The sequence below is a fragment of the Streptomyces sp. NPDC004539 genome (assembly GCF_040610055.1).
Lineage (GTDB): Bacteria > Actinomycetota > Actinomycetes > Streptomycetales > Streptomycetaceae > Streptomyces.
On record NZ_JBEXLS010000004.1, the window covers coordinates 487,225 to 509,837 of the forward strand.

Sequence of the window (22,613 nt, forward strand, 5' to 3'; positions counted from 1 at the left end):
GGGCGGCACCCGGTGGAGCGGGTGGAAAGAGCTGAGTCGGCCGGGCCGGGTCAGTCGATGCTGGGTACGACCGTCTCCAGGCCGGGCATGCCGACGGCGAGGAGGCTGATCTGGGCGTCGGTGAGCGCGCCCTGGAAGGTCCAGAGGTCCGACACCGTGCCGGGGAAGTACTCGCTCCCGGTGTTCGTACCGGTCTGAGTCCGGCCGAGTTGGAGGTTCTGCGTGGCCTTGAAGGTCACGACGTTCTCGCCGGAGGAGTTGATGTCCGCGCAGCCCGCGACGTCCGGCTCACCGTTCTCGTCGGCGTCGACGCAGGCGACGTCCTGGAGTTCGCCATTGACGTAGAGCTTCAGGTCGCGGGCGAAGCCGTCGTAGACGACCGCGAGGTGGGTCCAGTCCCGGACGCTGAAGAACTGACCGTTCTCCACCTGGGTCGTGCCGGCGGTCGTGGCGTCCGCCTCGGCGGTCTCGATACGCCAGCGTCCAGGGTCGGCGTCCGTGGTGCCGGGCAGATACCGGACCGCGAAGGAACTCTTGTTGGTGCCGGGCGCACTGAGAAGGGTGACGTTTCCCTTGGGTTGGGCCGCGGCCTGTGCCCAAGCGGTGGCGGTGAAGCTGGCGCTGGTGTCGATCGTCGGTACGCCGTTCGTGGTGGCCGCGTAGTCGTCGACACCGTCCAGGATGAGGCCGCCGTCGACCCATCCGGAGCCGGTCTCGGCACCGTTGTGGAGGGTGAGGCCGGCGCCGGTCGTGGAAGCGTCCGGGGTGACGGGTGGGGTGCCGGTCGCGTTCTGGAACTTCCAGCGGGCGCCTACCAGAGGGCGTTGCTTGAAGAGTTGCCGGACCTCGTCGTCGGAGACGGCGCGGTCGTACAGCCGGACGTCATCCATGTCTCCCTTGAGCGGGAAACTGACCGCCTCAGGCGGTACGAGGCCGCTGCCGATGGTCACCGGCCCCTCGGAGGCCCAACGGAAGGTGTAGGCCGTGCTGGCTTGAAGGGTTCCGTTGACGTAGAGCAGCAAGCGGCCCGCGTCGGCGTCGTAGACACCGACCACGTGGTTCCACTCACCGAACCGGCCCGCCGCGCAATTGGTGTTCTCGGGACAGACGCTCTGCGCGGCACGGACCAGGGGTGCGCTCGCGGTATCGGCCTCGGGACGGGTGAAGACCCAGCCGCCGAGCGCGGAGGAGTGGTAGATCTCGAAGCTGCGGCGCGTAGACCCGAGTTGGGACACCGCGATCATGGCCCTGGCCTCTTTGTTCTTGGGCAGTCGCACCCATGTCGAGACCGCGAAGCTCTGGAAGGTGTCCAGAGTGGGCCGGCCGGTGGTGGCGTAGTCGTCGACACCGTCGAAGGAGACGGCTCGGCCGCTGACTCCCGGAGTGCCGGCCGTGGCACCGCCCTTGAGTACGGCGTCAGCACGCTGGCCCCGGCCGGTCACCGCAGTGGCGCCGGCGGCTTCGTCCAGTGGCCACACCAGTTTGGCCGGGCGCCCCGTGTCCACCGGCTTGCTGGTGGAGAGCTTCGTCACCTGGGCGTCGGTGAGTTGGTAGTCGAAGAGCTGGATCTCGTCGAGTGACCCGGGGAAGTAGTTGCTGAGTGCTCCGTAGAGGCGGTCCGCGCCGAGGATGGTGCCGCCCCGGGCATCCCATGGGGTGGTGAAGGGGGCGGAGCCGACGAGTTTGCCGCCGACGTACAGCTTGATCACCTGGTTCGGGCTGTCGAAGACTCCGACCAGATGGGTCCAGTCGCTCAGCCGGGCGGTGACGCAGGCGGTGTCACCGGCGGCACAGGCGGGCTGCGCAGCACGCGAGGCATCCGCGGCTGCGGGGGCGTCGTTCGTGTGCCGCAGGAACACCCAGCCGCCGAGCGCCGTGGAGTAGTAGATCTCGAAGCCGCTGTGGTTCTGGCCGGCCTGGGCGAGGGCGACAGGTGAACGGCCTGCGGTGCCGGGAAGCTTGGCCCACAGGGACACCGAGAAGCTCTTGCTGGTGTTCAGGACGGGTGAGTCGGTGGTGGCGTAGTCGTCGGTTCCGTCGAAGGTCAGGCTCTTGCCGGAGACTCCGTCCGTCCCGGGTGTGGCTCCGTACAGCGTGGCCGGCCAGTCGCTGCCCTCGCCCGCCACGCTGGTCGCACCGGACTTCTCGTCCAGTTGCCAGGAGAGACGGTCGGGCTGGCCGGACCTCACCCGGAAGGTGTAGGTGGTCGGCTCGGAGCCGTTGCCCGCGGCGTCAAAAGCCTGCGAGGTGATGAAGTTGATGCCTGGTCTGGTCGGCATGAACTTGATCGTCTTGGCGCCACCGCCCGACGTGGTCAGAGTATTGGCGCTGGTGGGAGCTGAGTTGACACCGAACCAGTACTTGGTGACGTCCGATGAGGCCGAATCGATCGAGAAAGTACCGTACCGTCCGACGCCGTCCCACCAGGGGTCGTCCGGGTTCTCGGCGTCCGAGGCGCCGTACTGGGCGGAGCTGATCACCGGCCCGGCCGGGACGCTCGTGTCATAGATGAAGTAGCAGCCGTGAGCACCGGTATAGCTCCAGGCCGACCACTGCGCACCGTCATAGGAACGGACGTGCCAGGCGACGTTCCGGTTCTTGGGGATGGAACTGGGCAGGACGAGGGAGAAGTCGGAACCGCTCTTCTTGCTGGTGGTCCTGGCCGAGGACCAACGGGCCTTCCACCCGCCGCCGTCGCCCGCGTCCCAGGACGCCTGGAACTGCACGGAGACCGCATCACCGTCCGGGTCGGTGACACCGTTGGCACGGATCGTGGCGGTGGAACGGATACGCACCATCTTGGCCGACGGCACACAAGGGCCGCCCGGACTCATGCTGAGCTGAGACACCGCAATCTTGTTCGGCGGACGGTTGTAACGCACCCGCAGATAGGCGTCGTCGGAGAACCGCTTCCACGTGTACCGGTCGTCCTCGTCGCTGGCCTTCATCCCGAAGGTGATGGACGACCACTTGTTGGCGGCTGCGGTGGCGATGACGTTCTTCACGTCGAACTCCGCATCAGCGGCGGCGCAGCCGTCGAAGCCGTAGGCGAAGCTGAGCGTCTTGAGCCGCTCGATCCAGAAACCTGAAATGTTCTGGCTGTTCCACGTAGTGGCGGAGGAGATGCCCTTCGTCCGCCAGAGCTGGACCTCGCGCTTCTGGCAGGAGGCCGCGTGGGTCTCCCGGACGACGAACTCCGCGGACAGGATGGTCCGGCCGGCGAACTTCGTGGTCGGGATCTGGTAGAAGAGCCGTTTCACGTCTTGGGGAGCGCAGTAGTCCCAGCCGCAGTAGCCGAGACCGGCGTCCGAGGCCCCGTTGAACTTCCATTGCGGGGAACTCGCCCAGTAGCGGGACGCCATGGTCCAGGAAGTGGCCTTGGGTGAGTACCACTGCGGGTCGATGTAGACGGGGTAGACGGTGTCGGAGCCGGTGAGCAACTCCTTGTCCGGGGTGAGAACAAGGGCGTCCCCGCCGTCGGCCACGTCCACGCCGACCCGTTCCACACGTGCGGCTTCCGCAGCGGTGGGCTCAGCAGCGGCAACGGTGGGGGCGTCGGCCGCGACCGCCGCCGTCCGCACGCCGGTCGTCCGCGTGCTCGCGGGATCGGCCTTACTCGTGCTGGTTCCGGAGCCTGTACCCGAAGTGGCGGTGCTGGAGTCCCACATGACGGGCGTGGGCGCCTCGAAGACGACGCCGCCCGCCCCCTTGTCCACGGCCTGGAGACCGCCCCCGGCCGTTTCGCCGACCGCCATACCAACGGCGTTCAGCTTCAGCCGCAGCTCCGAGAGTTCCTCGCTCTTCGCGGCCTCGGCCGACTTCACCACCAAGAGCTGGGTGAAGCCGTCAGGACGCGCACCGAGGCGCAGATCGACGTCCGGCAGGATGTCGGGGTAGACAGCGGTCTCCCCGTCGAGGCGCGGCGCGGGAACGCTACCGGGCCAGGACAGTTCCAGGGTCCGGCCCGCACGCTCCAGGCGGACCAGTGGCCGATCCTCGCCTCCGCCGGAGAACTCCAGCCCTACGGTGGCGGCCTTGGGTACGACCATCCCGTCGTCGGCCTTGGACAATGCCGTGTCGATGGGTTGCCAAGTCCCGTTGATCCGGGTGCGTACCGGGCGCAGGTACTCGCGCGCCTCCAAGTGGCCGTCGGGCGTGGCGAAAACGTCACTGCTCTCGCCCCGGAGCGAGGCCACTTCAACGCTCTGGCCGGATCGCTCCGCTGCTGCGAGCGCCTCTTCCTCGGTGGCCGCAGGTGCTGCGGCGTTCTCCGTACCGGCGGCACGGTCGCTCACCTGGGCCGATGAGGACTCGACCTCAGCGGCAGCTGCCGCTGGAAACGCGCCCCATTGCAGTAGCCCTGCCGTCAGGGCTACGCCCAGGCCGAGCACCACCCCCCGCTGTCTGCCCTTGCGCACCACTCGCCGACCCCCCAGTCGTTGACATGATCAAAACACAGCGGGGGCAAAGGTAGAGGTAAAAAGCATCGGAATAGCAAATTCCACTTATGGACGAGACAAGTCACCCTTGAACCTCGCCCTCGAAAGAAAAATTGCCTTCAAAATCCATACTGGGCAGACGAACTGCCTCCAACGTTCGCCTCTAGAGCACGGCTCCACGCCTACCCCTAACGTTTCCTCCCTCCCTTTCCTGCGGTCCCTTGAAGCGTCTTCTTGCGGCCAAGAACCCGCTCCTATGAACCCACTCGCTGATCCACCGGTGCTTCGTAGAAGGCATCTACAAGAGCCCCGATGATCGAGTTGACAGCCGGCCCGTCGGTGATGAAGTAGTCAGCCATCGTGTTGTGGGCGTCCTGGTTGTCTGCGACCGCCTCTGTAACGGCTGCTTGGAAGTCCGGTGACTCCAGGAACTGCTTCTTGGAGTTCACCTCGGTCTGTCTGACCAGATCCGTGCCGACGAGCAACTGCTGGACAATGCCTTGAACGGACCCTCGAATCTGGGACTCGGCAAACGATTCGGCGCCGAAGGGGTCGTTCATCTTGTCTATGACGACCTGGAGCGCGACGTACTTCGGTTCCTTCTTCGCGCCCGCGCCGGCGGCGCTGATGCCCTTCAGTTGCCCGTCACCCACGAGTGAGATGTCGACCGGGATCGCCTTGTTGTGCTTGACCTCGATCAGCACCACGTCGGAGAGGTCGACGTCGGCCGCCCAAGCGGACTCGACGATGACCTTCTCCAGCAGGCGTAGGAAGATCGAGAGCGTCTCCACGAAAGGGTCGCCATAGTCGACGGTCTGGGACATGAAGTCGTAGAGGCGTACGTAGGTGGAGGCGTCCTTGCGGAAGAGGTCGAGCGCGTTGAGCGTGGCCTTGTCCTCTTCCTCGATCGCCCGCGCGTAGCGGCGCCGGAAATCGCGTTGCGCCGGGCTGATCGCTGCCGAGAGCGCGTTGTTGCCCTTCCGGGGCACCCACAGTTCGGCGACCTTGCGGACAACGTCCTCGGCATGGATTCCGGCCTGAGCAAGCTTGTTGGCCAGGTGGACGACCACGTACGGATCGCTCTCGGTCTCCAGGGTCGCGTTCTTGAAGTACGGCTCAAAGGCCGCCTTGATGTCCTCGGGCTTGTTGGCGAAGTCGATGACGAACGTCTTGCGCTTCTGCTCACCACCGGCGGTGCGGTGGGTGCGGTTGAGCCGCGAGAGAGTCTGCATCGCAGTGACCCCCGGCAGCTTCTTGTCGACGTACATCGCCGAAAGCAGGGGCTGGTCGAAGCCGGTCTGGAACTTGTTGGCGACCAGCATGATCTTGTACGCCTCACCCTTGAAAGCGGCTGCAAGATCAGCCCCAGAGCCGGGGTTCATGTTGGCCTCGGTGAACTCGTCGTCCTTCGACGGCCTCGGGCCCCAGTCACTGTGCCAGGTCTCGTTCTCCGGCATCGTCACCCCGGCGGAGAAGGCGACCAGGGTGCGGTAGTTGTACGAGGAATCCTGGGCGCGCCGTCTGGCGATGTAGGCGTCGATAGCCAGTTTGTACTTCACTGCGGACCTGCGCGAGTCGGTCACCATCATTGCCTTCGCCTTGCCTTCGAGGAGGTAGACAACGTTGGTGTGGAAATACTCGACGATGATCTGTACCTTCTGGCTGATGTTCGTCGGGTGGAGCTGCACCCACCGCATCAGCCCTTTACGGGCAGCGGCTTCCTCGGCCTCTCCCCTGTCGCCGCTCGCAGCCCTGCCGGCGATCCTCAAAGCAGTGTCGTAGTGCTGGTAGCCCTTGAGCACGTCGAGGATGCAGCCCTCCTCGATCGCCTGCTTCATCGAGTAGAGGTGGAACTCGCGCGGCTTGCCATCGGCCCCCTTCCGACCGAACAGTTCGAGGCTCTTGTTCTCCGGCGTCGTAGTGAAAGCGAAGTAGAAGGTGTTCTCCGACTCGGCCCGCTCGGTCATCTCCGAGGCCGGCACCGACTCCACATCGACCTCTCCGCCCTCCTCCTCGATCTCTTTGACCTCCTCGGCTGTCAGCACCTGCTTCAGCTTCGAGGAGACCTGACCCGCCTGGGAGGAGTGCGCCTCATCGGCGATCACGGCGAACCGCCTGCCTCTCAGACCAACGTCGGTACGTATCTCCTCCAGCGCATACGGAAACGTCTGCACCGTCACCGCGATGATCAGCTCGCCGTTCTTCAACGCTCGCGCCAGCAGACCCGACTTCGACTTCACTCCGGCCTTGCGGACGTCCTCAGGGTTGATCGTCGCGACGATCTTGCCGGTGCCCGTCGATCTGCCGAATCGCATCCTGCAGCTGGGAGTCAAGGACAGTGCGGTCCACAACCACGATGACCGAGTCGAAGACCTTCCGGTCATCGACATGCAGCCGCGCCAGCCTATGGACCGTCCAGGAGATGGTGTTCGTCTTCCCCGACCCTGCCGAGTGCTCGATCAAGTACCGCTGCCCGACACCCTCCTCCTTCACCGCCTCGACAATGCCCGTGACAGCCTCCCGCTGGTGGGACCGCGGGAAGAGCATGCTCGTACGCCGCACCGCGGTGCCTGTAGCGACGTCCCCCACTCTTCCTTGGTCTGCACGATCATCAGCCTCCCGACGATGTTCAGCCAGGTGTGTTTCTCCCAGACGCGTTCCCACAGGTACACGATCGCGGACCGTCCGTCCGCGCCGGGTGGGTTGCCGGCACCGCTGTCGAAGCCAATGTCGACCCGAGAGGAACCACACCCGCCGCCCATCAACCGACCCGCGTCTTCGGAAGCTGCCCGGCCGCAGTCACGACCAGCGAATCCCCGCAGATCACACCCGCCGCACCACAACCAGCCCTTCCCTGCGCCTCCCGACGGGGGCACACAGACCGTCCGAACTGCGAAGAGCCGCCGAGAATCCCGGTGCCGCGCCATCGAGACGCCGCCGGGCCCAGCGCTCGGCGCACTGGAACTCACCCGGCAACCGCGTCCGCACCCCGCCGCAGAAGACGAGCACGCTCCGCGCCTCACAGGAGGACACGGCACGGCTCCAGCCTCCCCGAACCCCTTCCAGCCGCGCTACGCGAAAGCCGAGCGGCACCCCGCCGGAGAAGCTCGGTCGAATCGGCCCCGACCGGTGGAGCACTACCACCCTCGCCGCAGAAGAAATCCAGCCAACACATGCGCGCGCAGCAGCGGCCCCCGCCCCGCCCCATCGCCCACACCGATCCCCCCATCGATTTCCTCCCCCAGCAGCCCATGGCCCCCACCCCCACCCCGCTCGTAGCTTCGACGCATGAACCCCACCAGCACATCGCCGGAACGACACCCGGCACAGGTCGCCGCCCAGGCCGTGAGCCCCCGTCAGGAGAGGCGTGGTGTCCTCCAGCTCACCGCCGCCATGCTGCTGTCCGGGACGATCGGGGTGTTCGTCGTCGAGTCGGGGGCCTCGCCGTTCACGGTCGTCTTCTACCGGTGCGTGTTCGGCGCGCTGTTCCTCGCGCTGTACTGCCTGGCCCGCGGCTACTTCAGGCAACACGGCTTCACGGCGAGGAAGTTGGGGCTGACGGCACTCGGCGGCGTGTTCATCGTCTTCAACTGGGCGTTCCTCTTCGAGTCGTACCGGCGGACGTCGATCTCGGTGGCGACGGTCGTGTACCACACGCAGCCGTTCATCGTCGTCCTGCTCGGAGCGGCGCTGTTCAAGGAGCGGCTGACGGCACGCAAGGCCGGCTGGCTCGGGATCGCCTTCCTCGGCCTGGTCCTGGTCGCCGGCGCCGGAGGAGGCGTCGCCGGAGCCGGCGGAGCGACCGGAGCGGGCCTGGCCGGCATGGGGTACGCCCTGCTGGCGGCCCTCTTCTACGGCCTCTCGACGGTCGTCACGAAACGCGTGACCGGCATCCGCCCCCACCTCGTCGCCCTGGTCCAAGTCACCCTCGGCATCCCCCTATTGCTGCCGTTCACCCGCCTCTCGGAGAGCACGGAACTGGGCGGCGCCGGCTGGGGCTGGCTGATCGGCCTCGGGGTGCTGCACACCGGCGTGATGTACGTCCTGATGTACGCGGCGTACCAGAAACTCCCGACGTCGAAGATCGCGGTACTGGCGTTCGTCTACCCGGCGGCGGCGCTGCTGTGCGACTGGGCGGTGTACGGCCACCACATCACCTGGCTCCAGGCGCTCGGCGTCCCGCTGATCGTGGCGGCGACCCTCGGCGTCAACCTCCGCCGCGCATCAACCGCACCGACTCGTCGATGAGCAGCCGCAGTTCCGCCGGGAGCAACCGCCCGCTGCGCCAGGCGAGTTGGGTGTGGACGGTGAACGAGGGACGCCACGGCAGCACGACCAGCTCACCGCGTTCCAGCTCCTCGGCGACGGTCACCTCGGGCAGCAGCGCGATCCCGAGCCCGGTGGAGACACCCCGTTTGATCGCCTCGATCGTCCCGAACTCCAGGAAGACATCGCCGAGTTCCTCCTCGAAGAGGTCCCGGTACGCGCACCCCGCCTCCGCCGCGAGAACGGACACCGTCCTCAAGTCGTCGACAGTCAGCGGCCGTTCACCCGAGAGAGCGTGGCCGGGCGCGGCGACGAGGACCAGCGGCTCCTCGGTGAGGACGACGGTCTCCAGCCCCGGATGCTCGGTCTCCCGTTCCATGAGGAACCCGATGTCGTACGTCCCCTGCCGCAGCGCCTGCCGCGTCTCGGCGCACACGCCGGGCCGCAGGGCGAGCCGCAGCCCGGGGTGGCGGTGGTGCAGGAACTCCAGGAGCGGGGGCATGCGGTACGACGTGATGCTCTCCATCGTGCCCACGACGACGGTGCCGGCCGGGCCGCCCGTCACCTCGGCCCGCGCGACCTCGACCGACTCCAGTATCCGCTCGGCGTGTTCGACGAGCCGCAGCCCCGCGGGCGTCAGCCTGATCCGCCCGCCGAGCCGGTCGAACAGCTCCACCCCGAGCGAGTTCTCCAGCGCCCGGATCTGCGAAGTCACGCTGGACTGCGCGTAGTTCAGCTCCTCGGCGGCCCGGGTGAAACTGAGCAGCGCGGCGACCTTGCGGAACGTCACCAGCTGACGGAACTCCATCGGGGAACGTCAGTTCACGGCCCGCAGCATCCGCGTCACATTGATCCGCGTGGGCGCGAGCCCCAGCTCCACGCTCTCCATCATCCGCTCGCCGTTCAGCCGCCCGTACGCCAGCAGATCGACGTTGGCGAGGTTGAACTCCGGCCAGGTGTGGATGCTGAGATGAGAGGCCGAAAGGAGAAGAATGGCGGTCACCGCGCCGTTCGGAAATACATGGGACGCCTCACCGAGCACCTTGGCGTTTCCCTTTTCGGCGGCGGTACGGAGCACCTGGAGAAGGCGTTCCTCGTCCGTCAGAATACTGTTGTCGCTCACCCATACGTCGACCGCGTACGAGCACAGGTCGTCGACGTTTATACCCTCGGTGGCAAGGCTTACGGCGTTCGTCATGGGGAACCGGGGAACGTGACCGAGATCACTTCCCCGTCTCCTTTCGCTTGGTTTCTGCGCTGGTCCGCGCGGCCGAACAGGAAGGTCGCGAGGCCAGTCACTGGCGCTCGTTGACGCCAGCGTAGCATCAGACGCCCCCTACGGCGCTGTCGTGCAGTTCGTCAAGAATCCGGCCGACCTTGATCCGTTCCGGCTTATGGAATTCCACCCCAATAAAGGATCAAGAGAATCCCGGGCGATGTGCAGAGAATTCCCGGCTTAAATACGCCCGCTATTACCCCGCATACCTCGAACTCCCGTCCCTTACACTGGATGCCGCACTGTCCGAAACCCTCCCCCGCTCAGGAGCCCCCTGGTGAGTACGGCCGCCGATCGAGTGCTCAGCGAAGTCGCCGCCGCGGTCCGGCTCCAAGAAGGCCCGCCCGGAGTGCGCGCGGTCCTGCGGGCCCTGCGCCGCCTCGAACCGGCGTCGACGAAGGAGCTGAGCCGGGCCACCAGCCTCCCGGTCCCGATCGTCGCCGCCGTCGGCAACGAACTCCGCCGCCGCGACCTGGTCACGACGGACCGCCCCTCCCGCCTCACCCCGGCCGGCCGCGACCTCCTCGCCGAACTCGGCATGGACCTCGCGATGAACGCCACGTGCACCACGTGCGACGGCCGCGAACTGGTGATCCCCGACGTCCTCGACGAGGCCGTACGACGCCTGCGCGCGCTGATGGCCGACGGGCCCGCCGCCGATCTCGCGATCGACCAGTCGCACTGCACGCCGGAGACGAAGGTCCGCCGCGTCCTCGCGCTGCTCACCGCCGGCGTCCTGCCGGGCGGCTCGCTGCTGCTCATCGGGGACGACGACCTGATCTCCCTGGCGATCGCGGTCGTCGGGGACGTCCTGGGCGGGCCGATCGTCGAGCGGGTGACCGTCGTCGACATCTCCCCCGAGATCCTGGGGTACGTCCAGAAGGTCGCGGCCACGCTCGGCACCCGCGTCGACACCGTCGAGCACGACCTGCGCGAGCCGCTGCCCGCCGGGCTGCACGGCCGGTTCGACGCGGCCATGACCGACCCGCCGTACACCCCCGAGGGCGCCCGCCTCTTCCTCTCCCGCGCGGTCGAGGGGCTGCGGCCCGGCGCCGCGCACAGCATCTTCTTCTCCTTCGGCGGCAAGAGCCCGGACGACATGCTCGCCGTCCAGCGCGAGATCATCGAACTGGGCCTGGTCACCCACGGCCACATCCGTAACTTCAACGAGTACGAGGGCAGCGGCATCCTCGGCGGCGTCGGCTTCTTCCAGCACCTCCTGACGACCAGCTCGACGACCCCCTCCCACCCCGGCGACTTCTCGGGCCCCCTCTACACCGGCGACAAGCGCACCCGCGCCCGCCGCTACGAGTGCATGTCCTGCGCCGCCCGCATCGAGGTCGGCCCCGGCGCGGCCTGGTCCTCGGTAGGCGCCCTCCGCGCAGCCGGCTGCCCCCACTGCGGCAAGGGCCCTTTCCGCCCGGGCCAGTTGGTCCCCGAAACAACCCCGGCACCGGCGCCCACACCCACAACACCTACGACGCCGTCGACACCGCCCGCCCCCCAGCAGCAGGTGCCCCCGCGAACCCCGGAGCCGAAGACCGCACCCCCAACTCCCGCCACCCCCGCCAACTCCCCCACGACCACCCCCGGTTGGCACCCCCCCACCCCCGACTCCCGCACCGCCCTCACCCACCGAGCCGCCCCCTACCTCACCCGCCAGGCCACCGAACCCGACCTCCCGGCGATCGGTGAGTTCGAGGCGGAGATCGCCCGCGTCTCCTTCGGCGAGGACGCGATCGACGACCCTGCGGTCTGGTCGGCCCGGCTCGGCAAGGCGATGGAGAAGAACCGGCAGGGCATGATCGTCGCGGCGGCCCCGGACGGCGCCCCCGTCGGCTGGTGCTGGATCAGCATCAACACCAACGCGATGACCGGCGACCGCTACGCCAACTTCCGTTCCCTGGCGGTCTCCCCGCTCGACAACCGCGCGGACGTCGCCGAACTCCTCCTCACCGCCGGCCTGGAGTTCTGCCTGGCCAACGGCATCAAGGAGGTCACCGGCCGGGTGCACGTCGGCAACGTCCCGATGCGCACGGTCTACCGCCAGTTCGGCTTCGACCCGACGAGCCTGACCATGAAACTCAAGCTGCCGACGGCCGAACCCGAGGCCACCCGATGACCACCTACGGCCACGTCAAGTGCGTCGTCTGGGACCTCGACGGCACCCTGTGGGACGACGTCGCCGTGGAGACCGCGACCGACGAACTCCCCACCCCCCGCCCGGAGATGCTCACCGCGATCGACACCCTCGCGGAACACGGCGTCCTCAGCAGCGTCGCGAGCCGCAGCGCCCCCACGGTCCTGGACCGCATGGCGAGCAGCCTCCCGGCGCTGCACGACCGCTTCCTGTCGCCCCAAGTCTCCTGGCAGGACAAGAGCGAGGCCCTGCGCCGCATCTCCGAGGAGCTCGGCATCGCGACGGACTCCCTCCTCCTCGTCGACGACTCCCCGTACGAACGCGCCGAGGTCGAGGCCCTGTTGCCCGGCGTGAGCACCCTCACCCCCGAGGAAGTCCCTCTCCTGCTCGCGGAGTTCGAGGGCCGGGAGGTCACCCCGGAGTCCCGTGCCCGCGTCGACCGCTACCGCACGGAAGCGGTCCGCCGTGCCGAGGGCGACCGCTTCGAGGGCTCCCGCGAGGAGTTCCTCACCTGGTGCGACATGCGCCTCACGATCGGCCCCGCGACCCCGGACGACATCCCCCGGGCCCTCGAACTCGCCGCTCGCACGCACCGGTTGAACTCCTCCGGCCTCACCCCGGACACCCTCCGCGAACTGCTCGCCGACGAGAAGGCCCACACCCTCCACACCGCCCGCATGTCCGACCGCTTCGGCGACTACGGCGTCATCGGCACCGCCCTCGTCGACCGCTCCGCGCCGGACACCTGGTCGGTCCCCCTCCTCGCCCTCTCCTGCCGGGTCGCCGGACGCGGCGCGGCGGCGGCGTTCCTGTTCCGCCTCATGGCGCGGGCCCGCGCCGACGGCGTACAGCGCTTCTCCGTCACCCTGCGTCCCACGGACGCCAACCTGGAGATGCGCGTCCTGCTGCGGCAGGCGGGGCTGCGCCGGACGGGCGACACCGATCCGCCCGTACTGGGCCGCTCCCTCACCGGCGACCTCCCCCAGCCCCCCGCCTACCTCCACGTCAGAGAGACCCCGGACGCATGACCGACCCCCGTACAGACGTCGAGCGCGAGATCCGAGCCATGGTCGCCGAGGCCACCCGCCTCGACCCGGAGTACCTCGCCGCGCTCCCCGCCGAAACCGAACTCTTCGGCCCCCGCATCGCGTTGACCTCCCTCGCCGGTGTCGCCCTGCTCGCCGCGGTCAAGAAGCGGTACGGCGTGGACGTCGCCGATCTCGATCTCAGCCTGGACAGCCTGGAGTCGATCGCGACCCTGGCGGAGTTCGTCACTCGGGTGATCCACCCCGACGCGCCGTGACCCGTTCGCTCCGCTGACGTTAACGGGGAGTGCGGTCGGCGAAACCTGCCGTCGTACGTACCGAGTCAGTGAGGAGAACGTGATGTCTCGCATCGCGAAGACCGCGGCCGTCGTGCTCAGCACGTCCGCCGTCGTCATCGGCGGCGCCGGTCTGGCCATGGCGGACGCGGGCGCGCAGGGCGCGGCTGTCGGCTCGCCCGGTGTGGCTTCCGGCAACGTCGTCCAGGTCCCGGTCAACATCCCGGTGAACCTGTGCGGCAACACCGTGAACGTGATCGGTCTGCTGAACCCGGCCTTCGGCAACACCTGCGTCAACAAGGGCGGCGACCACGGCCCGAAGCACGGCGGCGGCTACGGCGGCGGTTACGGCGGCTGACGTTCCGTCACCTCCCGTACCTGCACGGGAAAGCCCCGGCTCCTCCGAGCGCCGGGGCTTTCCCGTGTGCACGAAAAGTTCGCCGACTCCCTTACGCGTACCGGTAGATACGGCTCGCGTCCTCAAGCTGGTCCGGTGTCACGTCCCACGGCGGCAGCTTCTCCCCGCGTGCGACGACCCGTCCGCGCTGCCGGTTGCCCAACGGGGGCTGCTGCGCCGGGAGATAGCGGTGCTCGGCGTGCCGTTTCTGCCAGCGGTACCAGACCAGGTCGATGAAGGCGTGGTGCAGCCAGAACACCGGGTCGTTGACGGACGCGCCGCCCAGCATCACCCCGCCGACCCACCGGTGGACGCGGTTGTGGTTGCGCCAGGAGACGGTGCCCCGCCCGGTCCCCCACCCCTCCAGCTTGTTGCGGAAGCCCTTCGTGACCGTCGAGTCCCAGGGCGCGGAGTCGTAGACGGGGTCGGACATCGCCCACTCCAGCTCGTCCTTCGTGGGCAGTTCGATGGGTTCGCGGGCCCGTCCGAGGTCGCGGGTGAGGAAGTCCTCGTCGGTGATGTTCTCGCGCAGCGTCCAGTTCCCGGACCCGTACGCGAACGGCCCCGTCGTCACCTGCCGGTCGCCCGGCCGGCCGTTGCCGCCGAGCAGATCCGCCGTCCAGGGCGCCGATTTGGCGGTGCGGTCGCGCGTCCAGTCCCAGTACGGCACCGTCACCGAGTCGTCGACCTTGCGCAGCGCCCCCTCCAGCTCCAGCAGGAAGCGCCGGTGCCAGGGCAGGAAGGACGGCGCCATGTGGGCCGTCCGCAGGCCGTCCTCGCCGTCGGAGACGTAGTAGTCGATGTGCATGCGGACGAACTCGTCGTACTCTCCCCGGCGTTTGACCTCCAGGAGCGCCTTCACGAAGCGTTTTCGTTCGGCGGCGGTGAGGGTGCTGACGTCTTTACGCGTGTAGGCCATGGTGTCCCCCCGTGCGCTCCTTGAGCTGTTCCCCCGGGCTGAGTTCGTCGACGGCGGCGCGGGCGGCGGCGAGCGGGGTGTCGTACGAGCGGTAGTGGTCGACCATGCTCAGCCAGGTGCCGTCGGCGCGGCGCATGAGGTGCAGCGGGCGGCCGTCGACGGTGACCTGCCAGGACGGCTCGCCGGAGCGGCCGGTCTGCATGGGCATGCCCTGGAGGTGGCGGCCCCGGTACATCTCGTCGAACCCCGGCCCGGGGTCCACGTTCCGAAACCCCCGCGAGGCGACGAGCAGCGGGGTCACGGCGGCGATCGCCCCCACCCCGAGCAGCCCCCGCAGCAGCGCCCGCCGCCCGGGTCTCGCCACCGCCACCGAACCCCCGCCCACACCGACGACCGTCATCCTCGACTCCTCCTCCGGTTCCGCTGTCACCCCGGTAACCGCGAAGAGGCCCGGAGGGTCACCGCCGGAACCGGAAAAGAGTACGGACGACGGCCCGGGGCACCCATCGCCCCGGGCCGTCGTCGGAAAAGTCGAGAAAACTGAAAGGCGGCTGCCGGTTACAGCCCCTGGCCCAGCCCCAGGTCCGCGGCCGGGACGGCCTGGAGGACGGGGGTGACGATGCCGGCCGCGGGGAGCTTCGGGTCCGGGAGGCCGAAGTTGTCGGGGTTCGGCGGGGTGAGCGGGAGGTCGAGGGTGGCGCCGGGGCCGAGCGCGCGGACGTCGTTGGCGGGAGCGTCGACGCCGACGTGGTCGAAGTCGTCGCCGAGGACGCGCGGGAGCGGCGTACGCATGCCGAGGCCCGGGAGGGCCGCGCCGACCGGGAGCTGCGGGAGCGCGCGGTCGGGCAGGAGCCGGCCCTCGACGTAGCGCGGGCCGTCGGGCGCGCCCGGCATCGGGAGCGGGATCTCGCCGCCGAGCTTGGGCAGTTCCATGCCGAGCGCGGTCTCGGCGCCGTCGAGCGGGACGGGGACGGGGACCGTCTCGGCCGCGGCGGCGGGGGTCGCGGCGGCGGCGCCGGCAGCGGCGGCCAGCAGCACGGCGGCGAGGGTTCCTCGGGTGGTCGACTTCATCTCGGGTACGAGCCCTTTCGGATTGCGGGGGACGCGCTCTGCGTACCGAGTAACGAGCGGGGCGCGCACCCTGGAAACGAGGGCGGTTCACAATTCCCCCGGACGCGGGAATCGAACGACTAAAGCGGCGCGGCGGTCACTCGAAAGGGTGACCGCCGCGCCGTACGTATCGAGGTGTTATCGGAGGCTGCGCGCGGGCAGCACGATGTGCGCCGCCGCGTTCAGGGTCTCGTCGGCTCCGGCGAACGCGGCCAGCGCCTCCAGTTCGACCGGCTTGCCCGGCTCGGCCTCGGGCCACGGGCGGGTGGTGAAGACGAGGTAGGCGTACCCGCGGTTCTCGACGGCGGCCAGCCACTCCGGCGGCGGCACGCACTGCGCGTTGAGGCTCGGCATGTTCAGCACCGCCTGGCCCGACTCGACCAGCAGGCTGACCGGCAGGCTCGGCCGCTCGGTGCCGTCGACGAGGTCGCCGCCGACCGGCAGGCCGTTGTCGGCCAGGAGCCGCTCGATGGCGCTCGCGGTCACCTCGGGCCCGTCGGCCGCGTCACCGAGGGAGTAGGCGAGCAGGTAGGGCATGTCACTGCCGTCGGGGGCCTCGCCGCTCCACGGCATCACGACCAGGGTGCCGAGGTCGGCGACACGGAAGGGGCGGGTTTCGCTAGTTGAGGTCACCGCGCGACCATAGCGGCGGCCGACGCCCCGTCAGGTCGTGTCCTCACCCGAGCGGAGGACTCCGGATGGGTGTGCCACCCGTACGAGGGACGGGCGGTGTCCCGGGTCGACGCCCGGCCTCCCGCGGTCGTACAAGAGGACCGGCCCCGGTGTGCGCGGGGCCGGTCCTCGGGGCCGGCGGTCAGCTCTGGAGCGGCAGCCCGCCCAGCAGGGGGTTGTGCGTGTTGAGCGCGCCGGCCGCGCCCTTGACGGTGGACAGCGGGGACTCGGCGTTCTCGGTGTCCAGCGCGTTGGACTGGTGCTGGAGCGGCATCACGTCCTGCGCGGTGAGGCCCCCCGAGGTGAGCGTGTTCACCGCGCCGGTGAGGCTCGTGGGCGTGAGGTCGGCGGGGGTGTGCGCGAACGCGGGCGCGGCGGCACCGGCGAGGGCGACGGTTCCGGCAACGACAGCGGCGACCTTGAGGGACTTCATCGGGTTCCTTTCATCGGCGGCTGAGAGGGAGTCGGCAATCACGACGCCGTGCCTAACGATTCCCTCGCGCGCCGGAAACGCGCGGGAAAGCCCGTACGCAGAAATTTCTGCACCCCGGTCGGAGAACCGGGGTGCAGAAATCAGAGGTGCCCGATTACCGGATTACGGCAATTGCGGGGCCGCCACCGGGAGTTGCGGCGCCGCCGGGAGGGCTGGAGCCGCTGGGAGGGCCGGGGCGGCCGGTGCCGCCGGGAGGGCGGGGGTCGCGGGGGTCGCGGGGAGGGCGGGGGTCGCGGGGAGCGCCGGGGCCGCCGGGAGGGCCGCGGGGTCGACCGGGAGGGCCGGCAGTCCGGGCAGGTTCGGCACGGGCAGGCCCCCGCCGAGCAGGGTCGCCGCGACGAGGTTGACCAGGCCGAGGACCGTGTTCACGGCCCCCGCCGCGACACCGGGCACGTCGAGCGAGGTCGCCGCCGCGAGCAGCTTGGCGACGGCGGCCTGCAACGCGGCGAGCGCGTCGTCCTTGACGTCGGCGAGCGCGGCCTTGGTCTCCTCGTGGCCGCCCGGCTTTCCGTCGTCGTCCGCCTGTTCGCCGTTCTCGGCACCGGACTTGGCGGCCGGGAGCGGGAGGGCGGGCGCCGCCGGGAGGGCGGGCGCGGCGGGCAGGGCCGGGGTCGCGGGGAGGGCGGGGGTGGCCGGGAGTGCCGGAGCCGCCGGGAGGGCGGGGGTCGCGGGCAGCGCCGGGGTCGCGGGGAGGGCCGGGGTCGCGGGGAGGGCCGCCGTCGGGGTGGCCGGGGCCGCCGCGTTGATCTTCGCGACGGCCTCCTTGATCGCGTCGGACAGGGCCGCGGCCTTGTCGGGCGTCAACTGGCCGTCGGGCGCCTTGAGTACGGCGGTGACGAGGTCGGTGATCGGGGTGAGCAGGGAACCGAGGTCACCGAGGCTCTTGGTCTGGGCGAGCAGCGCGCCGGCGTCGGGGAGAGGCGCCTTCGACGCCGCGGCGCCGCGTTCGTGGGCGAGGCCGTCCGCCGCGAACGCGGTGGGGGCGGCGACGCCGAGGACGAGGGAGGCGCAGAGAGCGGTGGACGCGATACGCCGTACGGGCAGACCACGCATGAGTGTTCCTTTCGATTGCGTCAGGTCTTGAACCCACCGTGCGAGTGACACACACTCACCGCAACAGATCAATGACGCTCAGCAACCACCCGTACGACCGTATCTCCCCAGGTCGGACGCCCCGTCAGGCCCCGCCTTCCGCGCCGTCCGCGCCACCCCCCATTCGGGGGAGCACACCCCGGCGAGACCCCCGGAAACACGGAACGGCCGCCCCCCTGGCTGGGGAGCGGCCGTCCTGCGAGGCGATGCGTCAGTCGTTGACGCAGGTGTTGCCGAAGGCCGGGTTCAGCAGGCCGATGACGTCGACGGAGTTGCCGCAGACGTTGACCGGCACGTGGATCGGAGCCTGGACGACGTTGCCCGACAGCACACCCGGGGAGTGCTCGGCGACACCCTGCGCGCCACTGTCGGCGGCGGCGATGCCGGAAGCGCCGGCGACGGCCGCCGCGGCAACGGTGGTGAGGGCCAGGCCCTTCGCGATACGCGACATGGAGAGGTGCTCCTTGGGGTTTCGACACGAACATGCGGGCGGGGATGCCCGGCGCTGTGTCAACGCGTGACGCCCCGAGTGGTTGTGCGGCCAATGGGGTGATCTCCCGACGGGGCCGCTTTCACCATTCCGACACACTTGTCCGCTATCAACGGATTAGTCCGAATACGGTTTAGAGTTGCGGCCCATCCGACGCACTCCTATAAGCCAGCAAATCGCACTGCGGACTCGCCCCCGCAGGTTCCTCGAAAGGGCCACGCCGGTCATGCGCACTTCCCTGGCTCCGCTGCTGCGCCGCGCGACGGTGGGCGTCCTCGCCCTCGCCACCCTCTGGACCCCGAACCCGGCGAGCGCCGCGCCCCCGGTGCCGGTCGCACCCGCCGCACCCGCCACCCCAGCCGCCCCAGCCGCCGAGGCGCCCTCCCTCCCCTTCGCCGAGCGCTACAAGGCCACCCAGCACGGCGGCATCGTCCGCGCCGCGAACACCTCGATCAGCTGCCGCGCCGAGACCGCCGGCTGCGCCGAGGCCAGGGCCGGCCGCCGGACCGCAGAACTCCCGCCCGCCAACGGGGACTTCGACATGTTCTACGTCGACGTCGACGACGACCCCAACACCTACAACTCCTCCCGCGCCGAGGTCCGCCTCCCGGAGGGCTCGCGCGTCACGTACGCCCGCCTCTACTGGGGCGGCAACCTGCGCGTCGGCGAGCAGAAGCCCCCGAAGGACAACGGCCGCGTCCTGATCGCCGAACCCGGCGGCTCCTACAAGGCGCTCCTCGCCGACACCGTCACCGGTCACCGCGTCGCGGGCGGCGCCGACGCCTTCCAGGCGTCCGCGGACGTCACGAAGCTGGTCCGGGAGAGCGGTTCGGGGCTGTACACGGTCGCACAAGTCAACGTGGCGATGGGCAAGTCGGCGGCCGGCGCCTGGGGCGGGTGGACGCTCGTGGTCGCGTACGACAATCGGAACGAACCCCTCCGTCACCTCTCCCTCTGGGACGGCTTCGACACCCTGAACGCCAAGCGGGGGCACGAAGTGACACTCAAGGGGCGCGCACTGAAGGCGCACGCGGGCGGGTACGCCGGGCTCGTGGCCTACAACGGCGACCCCGGCCGAACGGGTGACTCGCTCATGTTTTCGACGGGCGTCGGCCGCGAAACCGCGCTCTCGGACGCCGCGAATCCGGGCGACGACGTACTGAACTCCACGATCAGCGAGCCGGGGGAGGCTCCGGCGGCGCGTGAACCGGCGTACGCGAGGACCCTCGGCTACGACTCCGACGTGTTCGATCTGAGCGAGGGATTGCGGCGCGGTGGTGACCAGGCGGGCTTCCGCCTCGTTTCCTCCCGGGACGCGGCGTGGGCCGGCGCGCTCTTCGTCGCCGTCGACGCCCGGCAGTAGTCGGGCGCGTTCCCGCCCGTCCCGAGCGTCGTCCGTGAGCGAGGAAACCGCGCAATGCACCAGTCAGTGCCCGAAGCCGGCCCCCGGGTCCTGCATCTCACCCAGCCCGTGGACGGCGGAGTCGCCCGCGTCGTCCGGGATCTGACGACGGCTCAGCTCGCCGCGGGGTACCGCGTCACGGTCGCCCTCCCCGACAGCCCCCTCGCCGCCGATCTGGCCGCGCTGGGGGCCGTCGTACGCCGCTGGGAGGCGGCGCGGGCGCCGGGGCCCTCGCTGGTCCCCGAGGTACGGCGGCTCACGCGCCTCCTGCGGGACGTGCGGCCGGAGTTGGTGCACGCGCACTCCGCGAAGGCGGGTCTCGCCGGGCGGCTCGCGGTGCGGGGGCGGGTGCCGACGGTGTTCCAGCCGCACGCCTGGTCCTTCGAGGCGGTCGACGGGGCGATGGCCTCGCTCGCCCTCAACTGGGAGCGGTACGGGGCGCGTTGGGCGCACCGGCTGGTGTGCGTGAGCGAGGGGGAGCGGGCCGCCGGGGAGCGGGCCGGGATCACCGGGCGGTACCAGGTGATCCCCAACGGCATCGACGCCGGACGCTTCCACCCGGCGCCCGTGGACACCGTCCGCGCCGCCCTCCTCCCGGACGTCGCCCCCGCCGCACCGCTCGTGGTGTGCGTGGGGCGGCTGTGCCGGCAGAAGGGCCAGGACCTGCTGCTGACCGCCTGGAAGTCGGTCGTCCGCGAGGTGCCCGGAGCCCGGCTGGTGCTCGTCGGGGACGGTCCGGACCGGGCCGAACTCACCGCGCGCGCACCGGAGTCGGTGACGTTCGCCGGGGCCGTCGAGGACACCGCCCCCTGGTACCAGGCCGCCGATCTGGTCGTCCTGCCGTCCCGCTGGGAGGGCATGGCGCTCGCCCCGCTGGAGGCGATGGCGTGCGGCCGGCCCGTGGTGCTGGCCGAGGTGGCCGGCGCCCGCGAGAGCCTGCCGCCCGACCTCGCCGACCGCTGTCTGGTGCCGCCCGGGGAGCCCGCCGCGCTGGCGGGTGCGGTCACCGGTCTGCTGCTCGACCCACTGCTGCGCGAATCCCTCGGCTCCCGGGGCCGCCGGCACGTCCTGTCCACCCACGACGTGCGGCGCAGCGCCGGGGCGGTCGCGGAGCTCTACCGCGAACTCCTCGGCGGACAGCGGCCGTCGCCGCGCGTCGAGTCCACCGAGTGCAGGGAGTCCATCCACTCGTGACCGCCGAAAGCACCGTCCCCTCCCCCGGATCGCCCGTCTCCGTCATCCCGCGCCGCGAGAGCGGTACGGGGTTCCGGTTCCCGGTCCGCAGGCCCTCGGCCCGGCCGCCCTCGCCGCTGCCGCTGCTGCTGGCCGACTTCACGGCCGTCGCCGCGGGCGTCCCCGCGCTGGCCGAGGCGCAGCGCAGACCGCTGCTCGTCGGGGTCCTGGTCGCCGCGACCATACTCCTGCGGCCCCAGCGGAACCGGCCCGTCGCGGGGGTGCTGGACGAACTCCCCACGGTCTGCGGGCGGATCGCGGTCGCCTGGCTCGCGCTGGCCGCCCTGGTCGCCGCCAACTCGCCGGTGGACGCGCTGACTTGGGGGACCCTCGGGTTCGGGTTCGCCGCGCAGGCGGGCGCCGCGTGCGCCGGGCGGTCGCTGGTGCACTACCGGCGCCGGCGGCGGGTCGCCCGAATGCCGCGGGCCGCGCTCGTCGTGGGTCCGGCGGCCACCGCCCAGCGGGTCGCCGCCGCCGTGCTGCGGGACGCGCGCTGCGGGGTGGAGCCGGTCGGGATCGTCTCCGAACAGGGCGGCGTGAGCGGCGGGTTGCCGGTTCTGACGACGGGTCAGGACGTCCAGATGGCGGTCGTGCAGAACGGGGTGCGGGACGTCCTGTGCGTCGACCCGGCCGTCCGGACCCGGCAAGCGCCACTGCTGCGGGCGCTCGCGGAGTCCGGGTGCGCGGTGTGGGAGGTGGACGCCGAGTCGCCGTCGTACAGCTCGCGCGACCAGCTCGCCGGGTACGCGCGCCGGCCGCTGGACCTCGGGCTGCGGCGGCGGGGCAGCGCCGGGAAGCGGCTGCTGGACGTCGCCGTGTCCGGGACGCTGCTGCTGCTGATCAGCCCGCTGCTGCTGATGTGCGCGGTCGTGCTGCGGCTCACCGACGGGCCGGGGGTCGTCTTCCGGCAGGAGCGGATCGGGAAGGACGGGCGGCCGTTCACGCTGCTGAAGTTCCGCACCTACCGCCCGGCCGACGACCACGAGGCGGCGACGCGGTGGAGCGTCGCCGGGGAGCGGGAGATGAGCCGGTTCTGCCGGTTCCTGCGGCAGACCTCGCTGGACGAGCTGCTCCAGCTGTGGAACGTGCTGCGCGGGGACATGAGCCTCGTCGGGCCGCGTCCCGAACGGCCTTATTTCGTCGGGCAGTTCAGCCAGACCTACCCCGGTTACGCGGCCCGGCACCGGATGCGGGTCGGGATCACCGGGCTGGCCCAGATCAACGGGCTGCGCGGGGACACCTCGATCGAGGACCGGGCCCGCCACGACAACGCCTACATCGACAACTGGTCGCTGTGGCAGGACGTCTGCATCCTGCTGCGCACCGCCGCCGCCTTCGTCCGTCCGACCGGGAGCTGACGCCG

The 22,613-nt window shown here is 70.2% G+C and carries 20 protein-coding genes; 8 read left to right on the plus strand and 12 right to left on the minus strand.

Annotated elements, in window-relative coordinates; genetic code table 11:
- Window positions 1-50: 50 nt before the first annotated feature.
- From ABZX85_RS11615 to ABZX85_RS11625, 3 genes are all read right to left on the minus strand, one after another.
- The gene (locus ABZX85_RS11615) at window positions 51-4,295 is read right to left on the minus strand and encodes a LamG domain-containing protein (protein WP_355865257.1); all 4,245 of its coding nucleotides are present in this window, start codon (window positions 4,293-4,295) and stop codon (window positions 51-53) included.
- 398 nt (window positions 4,296-4,693) lie between these two features.
- Entirely contained in the window at window positions 4,694-6,754 is a 2,061-nt protein-coding gene (locus ABZX85_RS11620; RefSeq protein ID WP_355865260.1) for a hypothetical protein, read from the minus strand.
- Complete coding sequence (locus ABZX85_RS11625; RefSeq protein WP_355865263.1) at window positions 6,699-7,028, minus strand: DEAD/DEAH box helicase family protein; 330 nt, start codon at window positions 7,026-7,028, stop codon at window positions 6,699-6,701. The genes ABZX85_RS11620 and ABZX85_RS11625 overlap by 56 nt, the downstream gene beginning before the upstream one ends.
- A 699-nt stretch (window positions 7,029-7,727) precedes the next feature.
- Here ABZX85_RS11625 and ABZX85_RS11630 point away from each other — a divergent pair.
- Window positions 7,728-8,687, plus strand: coding sequence for a DMT family transporter (locus ABZX85_RS11630; RefSeq protein ID WP_355865266.1), 960 nt, complete (start codon window positions 7,728-7,730; stop codon window positions 8,685-8,687).
- Here ABZX85_RS11630 and ABZX85_RS11635 read toward each other — a convergent pair.
- Window positions 8,647-9,513: a LysR family transcriptional regulator gene (locus tag ABZX85_RS11635; protein WP_355865269.1), complete on the minus strand. Its 867-nt coding sequence runs from the start codon at window positions 9,511-9,513 to the stop codon at window positions 8,647-8,649. The two genes, ABZX85_RS11630 and ABZX85_RS11635, sit on opposite strands and share 41 nt — an antisense overlap.
- Window positions 9,514-9,522: 9 nt before the next feature.
- Window positions 9,523-9,903: an S-adenosylmethionine decarboxylase gene (locus tag ABZX85_RS11640; RefSeq protein ID WP_187749603.1), complete on the minus strand. Its 381-nt coding sequence runs from the start codon at window positions 9,901-9,903 to the stop codon at window positions 9,523-9,525.
- Window positions 9,904-10,258: 355 nt separating this feature from the next.
- Between ABZX85_RS11640 and ABZX85_RS11645 the strand changes: the two genes are divergently transcribed.
- From ABZX85_RS11645 to ABZX85_RS11660, 4 genes are all read left to right on the plus strand, one after another.
- Window positions 10,259-12,103, plus strand: a complete 1,845-nt coding sequence (locus ABZX85_RS11645) for a GNAT family N-acetyltransferase (protein WP_355865272.1) — start codon at window positions 10,259-10,261, stop codon at window positions 12,101-12,103.
- The gene (locus ABZX85_RS11650; protein ID WP_355865275.1) at window positions 12,100-13,149 is read left to right on the plus strand and encodes an HAD-IIIC family phosphatase; all 1,050 of its coding nucleotides are present in this window, start codon (window positions 12,100-12,102) and stop codon (window positions 13,147-13,149) included. Before ABZX85_RS11645 ends, ABZX85_RS11650 begins: the two co-directional genes overlap by 4 nt.
- The gene (locus tag ABZX85_RS11655) at window positions 13,146-13,424 is read left to right on the plus strand and encodes a phosphopantetheine-binding protein (protein ID WP_355865278.1); all 279 of its coding nucleotides are present in this window, start codon (window positions 13,146-13,148) and stop codon (window positions 13,422-13,424) included. Before ABZX85_RS11650 ends, ABZX85_RS11655 begins: the two co-directional genes overlap by 4 nt.
- Before the next feature lie 82 nt (window positions 13,425-13,506).
- A complete protein-coding gene (locus ABZX85_RS11660; protein ID WP_355865280.1) occupies window positions 13,507-13,800 on the plus strand; it encodes a chaplin in 294 nt (97 codons plus the stop codon).
- A 91-nt stretch (window positions 13,801-13,891) separates the two neighbouring features.
- Here ABZX85_RS11660 and ABZX85_RS11665 read toward each other — a convergent pair whose 3' ends face one another.
- The 7 genes from ABZX85_RS11665 to ABZX85_RS11695 all read right to left on the minus strand — a co-directional run bounded on the left by ABZX85_RS11665 (window position 13,892) and on the right by ABZX85_RS11695 (window position 18,576).
- On the minus strand, window positions 13,892-14,758 hold the full coding sequence (locus ABZX85_RS11665; protein WP_355865282.1) for a tyrosinase family protein: 867 nt from the start codon (window positions 14,756-14,758) through the stop codon (window positions 13,892-13,894).
- Window positions 14,742-15,158 (minus strand): tyrosinase cofactor, encoded by a 417-nt coding sequence (locus ABZX85_RS11670; RefSeq protein WP_355865284.1) that lies wholly within the window; start codon window positions 15,156-15,158, stop codon window positions 14,742-14,744. Before ABZX85_RS11670 ends, ABZX85_RS11665 begins: the two co-directional genes overlap by 17 nt.
- Window positions 15,159-15,316: 158 nt before the next feature.
- On the minus strand, window positions 15,317-15,829 hold the full coding sequence (locus ABZX85_RS11675) for a hypothetical protein (protein ID WP_355865286.1): 513 nt from the start codon (window positions 15,827-15,829) through the stop codon (window positions 15,317-15,319).
- 177 nt (window positions 15,830-16,006) lie between these two features.
- The gene (locus ABZX85_RS11680; protein WP_355865289.1) at window positions 16,007-16,501 is read right to left on the minus strand and encodes a DUF5949 family protein; all 495 of its coding nucleotides are present in this window, start codon (window positions 16,499-16,501) and stop codon (window positions 16,007-16,009) included.
- Between the two features lie 181 nt (window positions 16,502-16,682).
- Window positions 16,683-16,973, minus strand: coding sequence for a hypothetical protein (locus ABZX85_RS11685; RefSeq protein ID WP_355865292.1), 291 nt, complete (start codon window positions 16,971-16,973; stop codon window positions 16,683-16,685).
- 162 nt (window positions 16,974-17,135) lie between these two features.
- A complete protein-coding gene (locus ABZX85_RS11690; RefSeq protein WP_355865294.1) occupies window positions 17,136-18,086 on the minus strand; it encodes a hypothetical protein in 951 nt (316 codons plus the stop codon).
- Between the two features lie 250 nt (window positions 18,087-18,336).
- Window positions 18,337-18,576, minus strand: coding sequence for a chaplin (locus ABZX85_RS11695; protein WP_355865297.1), 240 nt, complete (start codon window positions 18,574-18,576; stop codon window positions 18,337-18,339).
- 265 nt (window positions 18,577-18,841) lie between these two features.
- On the opposite strand from ABZX85_RS11695, the gene ABZX85_RS11700 reads away from it, so the two are divergent.
- The 3 genes from ABZX85_RS11700 to ABZX85_RS11710 are packed head-to-tail and all read left to right on the plus strand — an operon-like array spanning window position 18,842 to window position 22,608.
- Window positions 18,842-19,978, plus strand: a complete 1,137-nt coding sequence (locus ABZX85_RS11700) for a DUF3344 domain-containing protein (protein ID WP_355865300.1) — start codon at window positions 18,842-18,844, stop codon at window positions 19,976-19,978.
- Between the two features lie 54 nt (window positions 19,979-20,032).
- Window positions 20,033-21,211: a glycosyltransferase family 4 protein gene (locus ABZX85_RS11705; RefSeq protein WP_355865303.1), complete on the plus strand. Its 1,179-nt coding sequence runs from the start codon at window positions 20,033-20,035 to the stop codon at window positions 21,209-21,211.
- On the plus strand, window positions 21,208-22,608 hold the full coding sequence (locus tag ABZX85_RS11710) for an exopolysaccharide biosynthesis polyprenyl glycosylphosphotransferase (protein ID WP_355865306.1): 1,401 nt from the start codon (window positions 21,208-21,210) through the stop codon (window positions 22,606-22,608). The genes ABZX85_RS11705 and ABZX85_RS11710 overlap by 4 nt, the downstream gene beginning before the upstream one ends.
- Window positions 22,609-22,613 lie beyond the last annotated feature (5 nt).